The following is a 13476-nucleotide window of genomic DNA, read 5'->3' as shown; positions in this document are numbered from 1 at the left end:
TGAATACCAGCCCGGCAACGGACATGGATCCGGGGGGAGAACACTATATATGCCAACGCACGCATGCAATGAAACACCGTGATTCTGCGGGGAGCGGCCAAAAGCCGGACCGGGAGGCGGAGCCGCCCGGCCGCTCTCCGGCGTCTCGGGGGTGTGCCGGTATGCAGAAGGTAATACCAGAACGGAAGAAGACCGTCCGGGATATCGGCGTGACGGGGAAACGGGTGCTCGTCCGTGCCGATTTCAACGTACCGCTCGACGAAGACGGCGCCATTGAGGATGATACCCGCATCCGGGCCAGCCTGCCGACGATACGCTACCTCAGCGAGCGGGACGCACGGGTCATCCTCTGCTCCCACCTGGACCGGCCACAGGGCGTGGTCGTTGAGCATCTACGTCTCGCCCTCGTGGCGAACCGGCTCTCCGTGCTCCTCGACCGGCCGGTCGCCGCGCTCCAGGACTGCATCGGCCCCGAAGTGGAGAGCGCAGTAGCCGGGATGAGAGACGGGGATATCGTCCTCCTCGAGAACCTCCGGTTCCACCCCGAAGAGAGGGCGGACGACCCGGCCTTCGCAGAGGAACTCGCCGCCCTCGCGGACATCTACGTCAACGACGCCTTCGGGGCCTCCCACCGGGCCCATGCGTCGATCGTAGGCGTCCCGGAGCACCTGCCGGCGGTGGCCGGGCTCCTGCTCGCAAAAGAGGTGGACGCTTTCACGCGCATCCTGGAAAACCCCGAACGGCCGTTTGCCGCCGTCATCGGCGGGGCCAAGGTGAGCGACAAACTGGGCGTCCTCGAGAACATCATACCGAGGGTGGACCTCCTCCTCATCGGGGGCGGCATGGCGGCGACGTTCCTTGCGAGCCGCGGGTACGGGACGGGCAGGTCGCACGTCGAGACCGACCGCCTGGACGACGTCCGGCGGCTCTCTGCGAAGGCCGCGGAACTCGGCGTCCGCCTCCTCCTGCCCCGGGACGTCATCGTCGCAGAGAGGCTTGAGGCCGGCACCCCGGCCCGGGTTGTGCCCGTTGCAGAGATACCGGACGACCAGTTCATCGCCGACATCGGGCCCGGGACGACGAGCGAGTTCTGCCGGGAACTGGGAGACTGCCGAACCGTCGTCTGGAACGGGCCGATGGGAGTCTTTGAGGTCCCCGAGTTTGCGGAAGGAACGCGCCGGATTGCCGCGACCCTCGCCAACCTTCACGGCACCACCGTCGTCGGCGGCGGTTCGACCGCGGATGCAGTGACACGGTTCGGGTTTGCCGACAGGATGACCCATGTCTCGACGGGTGGCGGGGCCGCGCTCACCATGCTCGCAGGAAAGCCGCTCCCGGGCGTGGAAGCGCTCGAAGACGCGGGTGAGCCATGAAGCGGATCGGCATCCTGACAAGCGGCGGCGATGCTCCGGGTATGAACGCCTGCATCCGGGCAGCGGTGCGCACGGCGCTTGCAAACAACCTTGCCGTCGCCGGGATACGCCGGGGGTACACCGGGCTCATTGCCGCCGACGCGGTGCCGCTCGACCGGGCGGCGATCCGGAACACCATCCACCTGGGCGGCACCATCCTCGAGACCTCCCGGAACCCCGATTTCTACACGAAGGAAGGAAGGCTCCGGGCAGCGGCGGCCATCGAGCGGATGGGGCTTGACGGCGTGGTCCTGATCGGCGGCGACGGAACGTTCCACGGCGCAAGCCTGCTTGCCGCCGACGCGGATACAGCGCCGCTCGTAGGGGTGCCGGGGAGCATCGACAACGACGTCTACGGGACCGACTACTGCATCGGGTTCGATACGGCTGCAAACTGCGCGGTTGAGGCGATCGACCGCATCCGCGACACGGCCCGGTCCCACGAGCGCCTCTTCTTCCTCGAGGTGATGGGGCGGACGGCCGGCTTTCTGGCGCTCGAAAGCGGTATCGCCGGCGGCGCCGAGGAGCTGGTCATACCGGAAGAAGAGGTCTCGATCGCCCGGATGAGCGAGCGCATACAGAACGGGTTCACCATCGGGAAGAAGAGCGCGATCGTGGTGGTCGCGGAGGCGGAGACCCCGGGCATCTCCTTCCAGATAGCCCGGGAGGTCAGAGAACACCTGGATCTCGACTCCCGGGTCGTCGTTCTCGGCCACCTCCAGCGGGGCGGGCCGCCGACGCTCCGCGACCGGGTGCTCGGGAGTGCCCTCGGCGTCGCCGCCGTCGAGGCGCTGCTCGAGGGGCGGAGCGGGTGCATGGTAGGAGAGGTCGGGGGCGCCCTCATGTGTACGCCGCTCGGGGAAACATGGCAGAAGAAGAAACCGCTCAACGAGAACCTGCGGCGGATCTTCACTATCCTCTCCGAATAGGGTGCCCATGGACGCAATCGAGGTGATCGGCCTCACCAAACGGTTCGGTGACAACGTCGCCGTGAACGGAATCGGGTTTCAGGTGAAGGAAGGCGAGACGTTCGGGTTCCTCGGCCCGAACGGGGCGGGCAAGACCACCACCATCAGGATGCTCACCGGCATGACCGGGATCACGAGCGGCCGTGCCCTGATCCACGGCCACGACATCGCCCGCGAGACCCTGGCCGCAAAACGGCTGATGGGCGTCGTCTCCGAGACGTCAAACGTCTACGACGAGCTCTCCGCCTGGGACAACCTCGTCTTCACCGGCCGGCTCTATCATCTCGGGAAGGCTGAGATCCAGAGGAGCGCCCGGGACCTCCTCGATACCTTCGGCCTCTCCGAGCGGCGCCACGAACCTGCAGAAGGGTTCTCGAAGGGGATGAAACGCCGCCTGACGCTTGCCATGGGGCTCGTGAACAATCCAAGGGTCCTCTTCCTCGACGAACCCACGTCCGGGCTCGACGTCCAGAGCCGGCGGCTCATCAGGGACGTCGTCCAGGATCTCGCCCAGAAGGATGTCACCATCTTCCTGACGACCCACGACATCGAGGAGGCGAACGTCTCCTGCGACCGGGTCGCCATCATCAATAGAGGGACGATCGCGGCAATCGATGCGCCGGAGAAGCTGAAGCAGACCTTTGAGAGCCTTCAGTCGGTCGAGGTCTCCTTTGATACCACGAGGCCCGGCCTTCTCGAGGCGCTCAGGGCGCTCCCGCAGGTCAGCGACGTCCGGAAGGAGGGGGACAAGTTCCGGCTCTACACGGCGGACCCCCCGGAGGTCCTCGGCTCCCTCTGCGTGCTCGCAAAAGAGCAACACCTGCGCCCAATCAGCGTTACCACCCTCGGGCCGAGCCTGGAGGAGGTCTTCATCCGCCTCACCGGGCTCTCCGTCGGCATGAAGAAGGAGGCGGGAGGAACCGATGCCGGGCTGGTTTGAGGGGGTCTTCTGCGATCTCGGTGCCGCATGGGCGATTGCAAGGAAGGACATGAAGATCTACTACCTTAAACCCTCCATCCTGGTATCCAGCCTGCTCTTTCCGTTCGTTATGTTCCTCGCGTTCGCCATAGGAAGGAACGCCCCCCCGGGAACCCTGCTCCCCGGTCTCCTCGCCATCACCCTCCTCTTCAGCGCCTCTTCGATCGAGCCGGTCTCCATCCCTATCGAGCGGAGGACGAAGACCTTCGACCGCCTCCTCGCCGCCCCGGTCTCGGTTCAGGCGATCGTCCTCGGGTCGAGCCTGAGCGGGGCAATATTCGCGTCTGCGATCGGCGTCGCGACGACCGCCATCGGCCTGGTCGCCTTCCGCACGGGGGTCATCCACATCGTGGCGCTTCTTCTCGGGCTCGCGCTCACCTCCCTCTGCTTCTCGATGATGGGCACACTCTTTGCCGCTTACCGCACGGAGAACGTGGGCGAGGTGATGTCGCTCTTAAACCTCGTCCGCCTGCCCCTCCTCTTCATCAGCGGGGTCTTCATCCCCCTCGCGAGCATGCCGGCATGGGGGCAGAGCATCGCTCTCCTCTCCCCGCTCACCTACGCTCACGACCTGATAGAGTTTGCGTTCGACGGAACGACCCAATTTGGCCCGGGCGTCGATACCGTTGCCCTGGTGCTGGCGACCATCATCTTCCAGGCCGCCGGGGCCCTTCTCTACCAGAGGTCCCGGGAGTAGGCCGTGCAGGCTCCCGGGTCAGATGGAACTCTCCCAGCCCTGGCCCATATCGACGAGGGGCCGGACCTCGCCGAGATCGAACGTCACCACGGCATGGACCATCGCCGCCGCCTCCTCGCCCAAAACCCGGGCGATCCCTCTCTTGTAGGTCTCCAGCATCTCCCCGGACGTCGCATACTCCTTCATCCGAAGGTAGACCCTGAGCCCTTTCCAGTCCATGATCGTCTCTCCACTCTCCACGATAATGAAGACGGCGTTCGGGTTCTCCCGGAGGTATTCGAACGTGCGGTTCTTCCCGAGCGCCATAACGACGGTCTTCTCGTCGGTCATCTGCGGCGAGCCGAAGACTGCCGCATCGACCTTTCCGTCTCTGCTCGCGGTGCTGAGGACGCCGATCCTCGGCTGTTTGTTGAAATAATCCATCAATCTGGTCGGCATAATAAACCCTGTCTCATCACTCCCGGTTAAAAAAAGTATGGGTGGCGGGAGCCTGATCTCCACGTTCATCTCAGACCAGACCGCCAGGAACTCCCCGGGGGCGAGAGCGGTGGCGAGCATCACCGTATTGATGTCACGGTTCCCGGTCCAGGCGCCGGTCTCCCGGTTTCTGCCGTCCGTCCAGAACTCTACGATTGCTACCTCGAAATGCACTGACTCCCCATACACCACGGCTGTCGCCTGGAACTCGCCGTAGACGACAAACCCACCGAAGGGTTCACGTTTACCCCATGGCGGGGACCAGCGGGCAGGAGAGAGCGATGCTCATCTTCCAGTGCACCCTCTACTTGCCGTCCGGACCTGCCCCACCTCCCGAAAACCGGGGAGGAGGAACCTGCCAGTTACTTCGGAAAGTCCATGCTCTGATCGACGTCGAGACCAGCAGGCACCAGACATCCGGGGTGATCCGGGAGCAAGCCCAGGGGAGAGAAAATCCGTGCGGGTAGTGCTCTCCGGCCATCTGTTACCTGCCGATACCGGGCAAGGGTTCTGGAGTGGCCTGGCGCGTGGGGAACGAGGGTCCCCGGAGTCACTCCTTCGGCACCAGTACTTCGCTAAAATAGTTGAGATAATCTCCAAGAGGTCAAACCATCGACCTCCTTTTGCGCTCTCACGCGGAAGCACGCGTGAGACTGTGGATGGGATAGCACTAAATCCTCACGTGAAGAGCGCGAAATCCGGTGCCCGGGTGCTGTTGATTCCGCTTTAGATCATCGTAAGAAACGGCATTGCCTGATTTCGGAGGCCAAAATTAGCAAAGTACTGCCTTCCGGGGCAGGATCACAAACCTTAATTGCTGTGCCCCTCACCATTTGAGAGAGGACATTCTGCAGGCGATCGCATAATGAATATATCCAAATTACAGAACCCACCCCTCATCGAGGTCATATTTGAGATACGATGGGATCTCCGCGAGAGAGAAGACGGGGTGCGCCTCGATCCACATGCAAAGATCTTCCCCGGAAAATTATCGTCTGCACTGGATGAGGAGTACCCGGTGTATGAGGAGCTTCCCACATCCGATATCCCCGATGAGATCTCAGGATATATCGTTCAGCACCGGTTCAGGAGGGCGAAGAGCAGCTGGCCTCTGGTGCAGGTCGGACCGGGTATCATAACCCTCAATGATATCGAGTCCTATGAATGGCAGGACTTCCGGCACCGGATTGAAGGAGTTCTTGATGCGCTCTTCCAGGAATATCCAGACAAATCCCTCCTCACCACCAACGAGGTCGTCCTCAGGTATCTGGATGCTTACCCGTTTGACTTCGAAAAAGAGAATATCGTTGAATTTTTATCAACAAAACTCGGAATACAAAACCAGATATCCCCCGCCCTTTTCGAGACGATCGACGTCTCACCAGTACCGGTTGGCGTCGACTTCAAGTACTCTTTCCCCTCGCAGAGGCCTCCCGGATATCTCCACATTGGTTTTTCGAGGGGGAGAGCAAAGGGAAGGGATTCGTTGATCGGAGAGACTATCGTCCAGTCCCCGGAAGGGGATGGGCCCAGAACAAAAGATGAGATCATGTCCTGGGTTTCGGAAGCACACGCCCTGACCCATACCTGGTTCTTTGAGATGATCAAAGGGGACCTCCTGGAGGAGTTTACATGCCATCACTGATAGAGCGTCCTGCCGGCCGGCGACCCGCCGGGTATTCGCCGTCGACGCAGATACTCTGGTTGTATGACCACTTCAGCGAGGTCAGCTCCACCCAGACCAAGACCCTCGCCCATCCAGCAGGTGCATACCACTGCGTCAGCCCAAAGACCTACAAACTTTCTCTCGCCTATGAGAGTTCTTCAATCATACATCAGGACCTGAAGAGCAGTTCCACCACCTACCTCAAAGAACTGGGTTCCGGGAACGAAGAGGAGGTCCCCGGGTCAGAGGAAGCGCACGTCGTCCGGCTGCCCCCGAAAAGGAAAGTGCCGCTGACAGTACAGGTCGTCACCAGAAGAAAAGGGCGGATAACAAACTATGACCTCACCGAGATCGACCTGTAGCCCAAAAAGTTGTATGGAGGGCGAGTATCCGTGGTACACTCTTGTGCCCGCGGTAGAGCCTCTCGCTCAGGGCGATATTCTTCATTCCGTTCCCTTTATGTTTCCAGCTGGTGAGTCGTGCGGTGACTCCTGGGTCAATTGCGAAGAGTACGATGTCATTGTCATGTCCCAGTCATGTGACCTTATTGAGCAGAAGGTCGACTCTGTCATTCTCTCTTCGCTATTCTCCCTGGACGAACATATAACGGAGATTGCCCGCTCTGATTCGAAGAAAGCGATCGTCAAGACGAAAAATAAACTCAGGAGGGGCGAGATAATCGCGTATCACCTTTTAAACCGATGTACTATTCCCGGACACGAATCTGGTTATATGTTCGTCGATCTGAAAAACCCGCGCAGCCTCCCCCTTGAGGTCGTGCAACACCTTGCCGCCGGGCTCCCATATCGGGTCAGGCTCTGCCCCCCCTACCGCGAGCAGCTTTCGCAGGCCTTTGCCCGGGTGTTCATGCGGGTCGGGCTCCCGAGCACTATCCCGGAATTCACCGGATAGGCACCATCCCCTTCGCTGAAGATCCTGCCTCATCGCCCCGACATAAAAGCGTATGGGTGGCGGGAGCCTGATCTCCACGTTCGTCTCAGACCGCCAGGAACTCCCCGGGGGCGAGAGTGGTTGCGAGCATCACCGTATTGATGTCGCGGTTCCCGGTCCAGGCGCCGGTCTCCCGGTTCCTGTCGTCCACCCAGAACCCTATGATCGCGTCTGCGAGCGGCACATACTCTGCGAGGGCCTCCGCCCGCCGTTCCAGCGCTCCTCGCCCAAAAATGTCCGGGTTCTCCCGGACCCGCCCGGCGAGCCCCGGGACACCCGCAAGGCCGAGTTCCCGGAAGGCGAGGCGGTACTCTGCGGGATAGCGGAGGCTGCCGGCCCTCGCAAAAGCGGCGAGACCCGCGAGGGCTGCGTCGAGGACGGAGCGGAGCAGGTCGAGGTGAGCAGATCCGCCCCGGTCCATCAACTGTGCTATCCTTCCAGCGTCAAAGAGGAGGCCGCCGATGCCGAGCGGGTCGTCAGTGGCCCGGTTCCCGTCCCGGCAGATGCCAGCCATATCGGCGATCTCGGGCGAGAGGTCGAGGTGCGGCGACCCCCCGCCTGCCGCCTGGAGTTCGCTGTAGGTGACGAACCCATCGAGCGGGTCGTGCTGGCCCATGGCCGGGACGAGCGGCCGGGAGAGGTCGATACTCATCTTCCAGCACATCCTCTTGCTGCCGCCGGAAGGGGGGAGATAGGTGAACGCGGCGTGGGCCGCCCGCGCAAGTTCCACCGCCCATCCGAGGTAAACCGGGTCTTTGGTCGCCCGGCTCACCCGGATGAGCGCATGCATCCACTTCGTCAGGTAGTGATAATACTGCCCGTCCCGGTCCCACTCCAGCCGCTCGTCGAACGGTTCGCCGGACCTGTGTTCGGGAAGCGTTTTTCCGATACGGAGGCCGCCCCGGGTCGGGTGCGCTCCACCTTCCTCTTCGGGAAGACCGCTGATCCAGCCGGTCCGGAGGTCGTCGTCGCGGTGCCGGCCGAGAGTACGGTGCACCTGGTCGACGAGGCGGAGGGCGATGTCACGGTAGATCTCGTCGTCTGTCCGGCGATGGAGTTCGAGGTAGTTGCAGACGGCGTAGGCGTCCGTCCAGAGGTAGCGCCGCGGGTGAGGGGCGGAGGGATCGAGCCCGGTCCGGCCGGCGAACGCCGCCATGAGGTCCCGGACGGTTGCAGTGGTTGCGTTCTCTGTCATGGCTCCCGTCCGGGCATACTCCCCGCCACCCGGCATAAGATTTTCCCGGGAGCTCATGGGGGACAGGATACCGGCATCTTCCCGCTCAGTAACCCGTCACGTAGTAGTAGCCGCCCTCTTCCACCACGTGCACCGGGACAGAAAAGAGCCCGCCGATGGCCTCATCGGTCAGGACGTCCGCCTTCGGGCCGTCCTCCTGGATGGCGCCGTCCCGCATGAGGATGACCCGGGATATCTCCGGTATGATGTCGTGGAGGTTGTGGGTCACCAGGATGATCCCGGTCCCCGACCGTGCAATCTTCCGGAGAGTCTTTCGGAAGATGTGGAGCGCGTGCAGATCGAGGCTGTTCGTGGGCTCGTCGAGGAGGAGGGTGCCCGGGTCGTGGACAAGCGCCCGCCCGATCAGGAGCCTCCGCGCCTCGCCTGAGGAGATCTCCGTCATCGGGCGGTCCGCGAGATGGGCGACACCGAGAAATTCGAGGATCTCGTCCGTCTTCTGCTCCATCCCGGGTGTCACCTCGTGGGAGAGGAAGAGCCCGACGCTCGAGAAGAACCCCGAGAGGACGACCTCGCGGCCCGATATGCCCCGGGTGAAGGTGTGCTGGAGGTCGCCGGAGACGATGCCGATGTGGGACCGGAGGCCAAAGGCGTCCCACCGGTCCCGTCCCCGGAACCGGAACGTAACGTCCGGGCCCCGGTACGAAGGGTAGTACTCCCGGGTGATCGTCCGGATGAGCGACGATTTCCCGGCCCCGTTCGGGCCGAGGAGAGCGATATTCTCTCCCTCGCGGATCGTGAGCGATACCGAGTCGAGGAGCCTGTGGCCGTCCCGGACGACGCTGACGTTTTTGAACTCGACGAGCGGCGGTGACTGTTGAGCGCCGGTGGTGCTATTGGTCATGCCGGCTGCTCCGTCGGGTGGGGTCTACGATACTGGGGCTTCATTGAATCTCGCTACTTTGTACGTTGGATTGTTCTCGTAAAGGTATATGCTCCGTCATCGCGGGGAGCCGAACAGCGCGGCAAACCTCTCCGGGTCGCCCATGTAGACGTGGAGGAACCCGGCGGGCTCGAGCGTTATCCTGACGTGGCCGGGATACCGCAGACTGACTAAGGAACGACAGAGCAACTCCAGCATGAACACCGCAAAGCCAACCTCAAAGAAGGCGCGAACGAAGAAGTCGGGATCGACGGCCAGGGCGCCCGGATATCGCATCCACCCAACCCACACCCTGAAGAAGTATACCCCCGCGGCCAGGAGAACCAGGAGGAACGCAAACGCACCACGAAGGATGGGAGGATACATCCTCTTCACCTCAACCGACCGGATCGTATCCTTTCCGAAGACGAGCGGCCGGATACGCGATCTCCTGACGATGACGGAATCCCCGGATGACTCAATCTCAGCCCGTTTCATATCGAGATAGAGGTGCATCGCGGCATACGCCATAAAGAAGAGACCCATGAGTATAAGGAACACGGAGCGCAGGGAGGGGATCAGGAGACCTGCCACGAAGAGTCCGCCGAAGACGAGGATCGAGACCGGTAAGAAACGGGGACTGACGTAATCCACAAATACGCCCTCCACCACCTCCCGGTTGCCGGCCGCCGCCGCCCCGAGCCCGACCTCGCCGGCCGGCTCGGCGTACCGCCGGCGGACGGTGCCGGCCGCTACCGCCTTCGGGCACCAGCCCATCCACCGGCGTATCGTCTCGGAGAACTTCATCATCATGCGGATGCCTCCCCACCGAAGTTAGCGCGGTAGATCTCTCTCCGGTGGAAGAGGTAGATTGCCATGATGATGATCCCGCCCACAAGCGTCGCCGCCCCCCAGGTCAGCGGTTGCCAGGTGACGATATCCCCAAGCAGCGTCTCCTTCTCGAATTTGTCCCCGGCACGAATGCTCTGTGCGTCGTAAAACATGGCAACGGCGGAGAGGACGAGGATGATCGGGAGGAACTCCCGCTGGTGCACGACCGGGAAGAGCCAGGCCAGGGCAATGAGGATCAGCAGCATGTTCTCCTGGTAGCCGCCCCGATCGCCGCCTGCGGTGCCGGCCGGTTCCGGGGCGGGGGTCGCTCCCGGGCCCCGCCCCTTCCACGCGCTCTCGTAGTCTGCTTCCGCGCTCGCGCGCTGGATCGGTCTGATGACGTCCACGTTCGGGCACCACCCGAGTTTCTTCCTGATATACTCAAGAAATACCGTCATTTGACTGCCTCCAGTACCCGGGCCATTCGTTCGGGGTCATCGGTGTAGATCACAGCGACCCTCTTCTCCGTGATCGTTATCGTCAGGGCTCGCGGGTAACGGGTCCGCAGGTAGGTGCGGTAGAAGATCACCGGGAAAAAGACCGCGGCGGCAACGCCGAAGAGAAACCGCATGGAGGTTGGATTCTCAAATCCGACGTACACGCTACCGACCGCCGATACGAGAAGCACCGCCAGCGCTACCGCAAGGAGCCGGGGGGAGATAGGGGGTTTGTTCTCCTTCACTTCCGCCTTCACGACGGCATCCTTCGGGATGACGATCGACGGGAAGAGCGGCCGCCTGATGGTGACGGCGTCACGGGTGATCTCGATGCAGGCTCTTCGTACAGCCCCGTACAACTCCAGAGCGGAGTAACCCAGCATGATAGCCAGCAGAAGGAGGCCCCCTGCCGGAGCTATGGCGAAGAGGCATCCGATGAAACAGGCGCCGGCAACCAGCAGCAGGAAGAGCCTTCCCGGAGTGCCGATCGGGCCGTAGTCCACCAGTGCACCCTCCACCACCTCCCGGCTCCCCTCTCCCGCCGTCCCGACCTTGCCATCCGGCGCGGCATATCGCCTGCCGGCCCCGGCCATTGCCGCATTCGGGCACCAGCCCATCAGCCTTCGTATCGCCCCGGAGAACTTTATCGCCATACGTGTTCACCCTCCGTTGCCGTATCCAGGGTATACATCGATCCCTTCTCCGCGATCAGGGTTGTACGATATCGTCGCTCCCAGAGGAGCGTAATGCCGTACGTAACCCAGCCGATGAGGCTCAAGCCCAGCGTGAACCCGAGGATATGGCCGAACATGCCGTTCCGAACAAAAAGCACCATAATGGCGGCGGAGAGAATGAGGGCCACCGGCCAGCTCAGGTCCCTTGCTATGCGCAGTCTCCGGCTCATGTTGGCCCTGATGAACTCGCCGGCGGCAACCCGTGCATACTGCTTCCGGTAACCGAGCAGGAAGCCGAGGGCCCCTCCCGCCCCGATGGCAAGGCCCGTCCCCACAGCCGGATACCCCCACACATCCTCGACCAGGAGAAAGAGTATCGCTGCCGCCGCCGAGAAAGCTAGCGCCGCGATGAGCAGCTGGTTGTGGTAGCGGCTCCACCACCCGGGTCGAACCCGGAGGGTCCCGTTCCCCCCGGCCGGTGCCGCGGCCGTCGCCGGCCGCACCGGGAGATCCAGCCGCATCGAATCCCTCATGGGACACCACCCGAGGTAAGCCCGTATCGTCTCCAGGAGTGGCATCATACCCTCTCCCGAAGTTTTGCGAAGAGTTCGTCGGCCATCCGTGTCGGGTCGTCGGTCCTCGTCAGCGTGACGCCCAGTTCATCCGCGTAGCCCCAGAGGAGCTCGATGCACCGGGCATACCGGGGGCATGCGCCGCAGTCGCCCTCGTGCTCGTACCAGACCTGCACCCCGTGATTTGCCGACACAAAGACGATCGCGCCCGCATCGAACGGAACCGAACGCCCGAAGAGGACCCCAATCTCCGCGTTCAAGCGTTCGATGTCGATCTGGTTTGCCTGCGCCATCTCGACGAGCGTCTCCTCGACCTTCCGGTCCATGGTGATGAGCGCCTTCGAGACCGCCTGGCGGGATATCCTGAAGCGCTCTGCAATATGGATATTCGGGAGACCGCCGCGCCGGAGTCTCCAGAACGCAAACTGCCTGTCGTTTAAGGGGAGAGGCATGAGTCAACATTATCGGGTTGACTATATATACATTGTGGTTTTTCCGCGAACCGGCGCCGCGTACGGTCTCCCGCGGCTGGACAACCGCACCCTCACATTCCTCTTCCCGGATGCACCAACGAACGGTCGCCGACTGCACGCGCTCTACCTGGGAGACGGAGCAGAATATTTAACCCCGCCGCCCCAGAACAGGGTCGTATGGACACAGCACTGCGCGACGCCTACATCCGGCTCCATGAGCGGTACTTCCCGGGGACGGACCTCCCGATCATGTTCGAGGTCGGGGGCCCGACCGACGGGGCGGAGAAAGTCCCAAACCCAAAAGACTGGAGGTGCTTCGTCTGCGACCTTACGAAGGTGAGAAACGGGAAGAGCCTCGTCTTTTCCGAGGACTCGATCGGGTGCCGCGGGGGGAGGTTCTACCTCGGCTACGAAGCCGAACGGTTCCCGGGCTTCCGCTACTTCCTCTCCACGGGAAAGCCCGGGGTCATCGAGGGGGAACGTTACAAGCAGACGCCAGAGATCGTGGACGAACTCGACCGCGGGACCGTCCGGATACCCACAAAAGGGAAGAGCATCGTCTTCAAGCGCTGGGATAACCTCATGGGCGCGGACAATCCGGACGCCGTTGTCTTCTTCGCCCGGCCCGAAGTGCTCTCCGGCCTCTTCACGCTCGCAAACTTCGACCAGTCCGACCCAAACGGGGTCATCTCTCCGTTCGGCGCCGGGTGCAGCTCGATCTTCTACTACCCATGGCTTGAACAGCAAAAGGAAGATCCAAAAGCGGTGCTCGGGATGTTCGACCCCTCGGCACGGCCCTGCGTTTCCTCAGACGTCCTGACGATAGCCTTCCCCATGAAGAAGTTCGAGCGGGTGATCGGTTTCATGGACGAGAGTTTCCTCACGACGGATACCTGGGCGAAGGTGATGAAGAAGATCGCCCGGAGCAACGCGCTGCACTCGCCGTAGGCTACCGGAACCGGGCCGGCCGGCCCTGAAACCAGGGGTGCAGTCCCGGGTCTTCCGACCCGTGCCGGTCTGGGGATGCCGTCACCTTCCCCGGAGACCTCCCGGGCGGCGGAACTCGCCCGGCGCCGGGGTGCACGCGACAGCAGCAGCACCGGCGGAGAGGCACGGGGGATCTTCGAGCACGGGGCTCCCGCCCCGGGACGAACGGGAAGGTTTC

16 protein-coding genes are annotated in these 13476 nt (G+C 62.7%); 8 read left to right on the top strand and 8 right to left on the bottom strand.

What is annotated here, in order from left to right; genetic code table 11:
* Positions 1-161: 161 nt before the first annotated feature.
* Genes QZ408_RS10455 through QZ408_RS10440 form a run of 4 tightly spaced genes read left to right on the top strand, consistent with a single transcriptional unit; the run spans position 162 to position 4056 of the window.
* Positions 162-1373 (top strand): phosphoglycerate kinase, encoded by a 1212-nt coding sequence (locus QZ408_RS10455; RefSeq protein WP_292491378.1) that lies wholly within the window; start codon positions 162-164, stop codon positions 1371-1373.
* Positions 1370-2341: a 6-phosphofructokinase gene (gene pfkA, locus QZ408_RS10450; RefSeq protein ID WP_292491376.1), complete on the top strand. Its 972-nt coding sequence runs from the start codon at positions 1370-1372 to the stop codon at positions 2339-2341. Before QZ408_RS10455 ends, pfkA begins: the two co-directional genes overlap by 4 nt.
* A 7-nt stretch (positions 2342-2348) precedes the next feature.
* Positions 2349-3320: an ATP-binding cassette domain-containing protein gene (locus QZ408_RS10445; RefSeq protein ID WP_292491374.1), complete on the top strand. Its 972-nt coding sequence runs from the start codon at positions 2349-2351 to the stop codon at positions 3318-3320.
* Positions 3304-4056 carry an ABC transporter permease gene (locus QZ408_RS10440; protein ID WP_292491372.1) on the top strand — a complete coding sequence of 251 codons (753 nt, stop codon included), beginning with the start codon at positions 3304-3306 and terminating at the stop codon, positions 4054-4056. Before QZ408_RS10445 ends, QZ408_RS10440 begins: the two co-directional genes overlap by 17 nt.
* Positions 4057-4074: 18 nt before the next feature.
* Here the strand turns inward: QZ408_RS10440 and QZ408_RS10435 are convergent, their stop codons facing one another.
* On the bottom strand, positions 4075-4707 hold the full coding sequence (locus tag QZ408_RS10435; RefSeq protein WP_292491370.1) for a pyridoxamine 5'-phosphate oxidase family protein: 633 nt from the start codon (positions 4705-4707) through the stop codon (positions 4075-4077).
* A 691-nt stretch (positions 4708-5398) separates the two neighbouring features.
* On the opposite strand from QZ408_RS10435, the gene QZ408_RS10430 reads away from it, so the two are divergent.
* Genes QZ408_RS10430 through QZ408_RS10420 form a run of 3 tightly spaced genes read left to right on the top strand, consistent with a single transcriptional unit; the run spans position 5399 to position 7111 of the window.
* Positions 5399-6178, top strand: coding sequence for a TIGR04255 family protein (locus QZ408_RS10430; RefSeq protein ID WP_292491368.1), 780 nt, complete (start codon positions 5399-5401; stop codon positions 6176-6178).
* Positions 6166-6561, top strand: a complete 396-nt coding sequence (locus tag QZ408_RS10425; RefSeq protein ID WP_292491367.1) for a hypothetical protein — start codon at positions 6166-6168, stop codon at positions 6559-6561. The genes QZ408_RS10430 and QZ408_RS10425 overlap by 13 nt, the downstream gene beginning before the upstream one ends.
* A gap of 13 nt (positions 6562-6574) precedes the next feature.
* Complete coding sequence (locus QZ408_RS10420; RefSeq protein WP_292491365.1) at positions 6575-7111, top strand: hypothetical protein; 537 nt, start codon at positions 6575-6577, stop codon at positions 7109-7111.
* Positions 7112-7196: 85 nt separating this feature from the next.
* On the opposite strand, the gene QZ408_RS10415 is transcribed toward QZ408_RS10420, so the two are convergent.
* The 7 genes from QZ408_RS10415 to QZ408_RS10385 form a co-directional block, all read right to left on the bottom strand.
* Complete coding sequence (locus QZ408_RS10415) at positions 7197-8345, bottom strand: hypothetical protein (RefSeq protein WP_292491363.1); 1149 nt, start codon at positions 8343-8345, stop codon at positions 7197-7199.
* A gap of 85 nt (positions 8346-8430) precedes the next feature.
* Positions 8431-9246 carry an ATP-binding cassette domain-containing protein gene (locus QZ408_RS10410; protein ID WP_292491361.1) on the bottom strand — a complete coding sequence of 272 codons (816 nt, stop codon included), beginning with the start codon at positions 9244-9246 and terminating at the stop codon, positions 8431-8433.
* Positions 9247-9342: 96 nt separating this feature from the next.
* On the bottom strand, positions 9343-10077 hold the full coding sequence (locus QZ408_RS10405) for a DUF1673 family protein (protein WP_292491359.1): 735 nt from the start codon (positions 10075-10077) through the stop codon (positions 9343-9345).
* Complete coding sequence (locus QZ408_RS10400) at positions 10074-10553, bottom strand: hypothetical protein (protein WP_292491357.1); 480 nt, start codon at positions 10551-10553, stop codon at positions 10074-10076. Before QZ408_RS10400 ends, QZ408_RS10405 begins: the two co-directional genes overlap by 4 nt.
* On the bottom strand, positions 10550-11245 hold the full coding sequence (locus tag QZ408_RS10395) for a hypothetical protein (protein WP_292491355.1): 696 nt from the start codon (positions 11243-11245) through the stop codon (positions 10550-10552). The genes QZ408_RS10400 and QZ408_RS10395 overlap by 4 nt, the downstream gene beginning before the upstream one ends.
* Entirely contained in the window at positions 11236-11847 is a 612-nt protein-coding gene (locus QZ408_RS10390; RefSeq protein WP_292491353.1) for a DUF1673 family protein, read from the bottom strand. The genes QZ408_RS10395 and QZ408_RS10390 overlap by 10 nt, the downstream gene beginning before the upstream one ends.
* Positions 11844-12290 (bottom strand): hypothetical protein, encoded by a 447-nt coding sequence (locus tag QZ408_RS10385; protein ID WP_292491352.1) that lies wholly within the window; start codon positions 12288-12290, stop codon positions 11844-11846. Before QZ408_RS10385 ends, QZ408_RS10390 begins: the two co-directional genes overlap by 4 nt.
* Before the next feature lie 198 nt (positions 12291-12488).
* On the opposite strand from QZ408_RS10385, the gene QZ408_RS10380 reads away from it, so the two are divergent.
* Positions 12489-13259 (top strand): DUF169 domain-containing protein, encoded by a 771-nt coding sequence (locus QZ408_RS10380; RefSeq protein WP_292491351.1) that lies wholly within the window; start codon positions 12489-12491, stop codon positions 13257-13259.
* Positions 13260-13476 lie beyond the last annotated feature (217 nt).

It is taken from the genome of Methanoculleus sp. 10 (genome assembly GCF_913757945.1).
Classification (GTDB): Archaea; Halobacteriota; Methanomicrobia; order Methanomicrobiales; family Methanoculleaceae; genus Methanoculleus.
This window is presented reverse-complemented; position numbering and strand designations above follow the sequence as displayed.

Coding starts and splice junctions, on each gene's coding strand:
- QZ408_RS10455 (WP_292491378.1), top strand. CDS start 162: ATGCAGAAGGTAATACCAGAACGGAAGAAGACCGTCCGGGATATCGGC.
- pfkA (WP_292491376.1), top strand. CDS start 1,370: ATGAAGCGGATCGGCATCCTGACAAGCGGCGGCGATGCTCCGGGTATG.
- QZ408_RS10445 (WP_292491374.1), top strand. CDS start 2,349: ATGGACGCAATCGAGGTGATCGGCCTCACCAAACGGTTCGGTGACAAC.
- QZ408_RS10440 (WP_292491372.1), top strand. CDS start 3,304: ATGCCGGGCTGGTTTGAGGGGGTCTTCTGCGATCTCGGTGCCGCATGG.
- QZ408_RS10430 (WP_292491368.1), top strand. CDS start 5,399: ATGAATATATCCAAATTACAGAACCCACCCCTCATCGAGGTCATATTT.
- QZ408_RS10425 (WP_292491367.1), top strand. CDS start 6,166: ATGCCATCACTGATAGAGCGTCCTGCCGGCCGGCGACCCGCCGGGTAT.
- QZ408_RS10420 (WP_292491365.1), top strand. CDS start 6,575: ATGGAGGGCGAGTATCCGTGGTACACTCTTGTGCCCGCGGTAGAGCCT.
- QZ408_RS10415 (WP_292491363.1), bottom strand. CDS start 8,345: ATGACAGAGAACGCAACCACTGCAACCGTCCGGGACCTCATGGCGGCG.
- QZ408_RS10410 (WP_292491361.1), bottom strand. CDS start 9,246: ATGACCAATAGCACCACCGGCGCTCAACAGTCACCGCCGCTCGTCGAG.
- QZ408_RS10405 (WP_292491359.1), bottom strand. CDS start 10,077: ATGATGATGAAGTTCTCCGAGACGATACGCCGGTGGATGGGCTGGTGC.
- QZ408_RS10400 (WP_292491357.1), bottom strand. CDS start 10,553: ATGACGGTATTTCTTGAGTATATCAGGAAGAAACTCGGGTGGTGCCCG.
- QZ408_RS10395 (WP_292491355.1), bottom strand. CDS start 11,245: ATGGCGATAAAGTTCTCCGGGGCGATACGAAGGCTGATGGGCTGGTGC.
- QZ408_RS10390 (WP_292491353.1), bottom strand. CDS start 11,847: ATGATGCCACTCCTGGAGACGATACGGGCTTACCTCGGGTGGTGTCCC.
- QZ408_RS10385 (WP_292491352.1), bottom strand. CDS start 12,290: ATGCCTCTCCCCTTAAACGACAGGCAGTTTGCGTTCTGGAGACTCCGG.
- QZ408_RS10380 (WP_292491351.1), top strand. CDS start 12,489: ATGGACACAGCACTGCGCGACGCCTACATCCGGCTCCATGAGCGGTAC.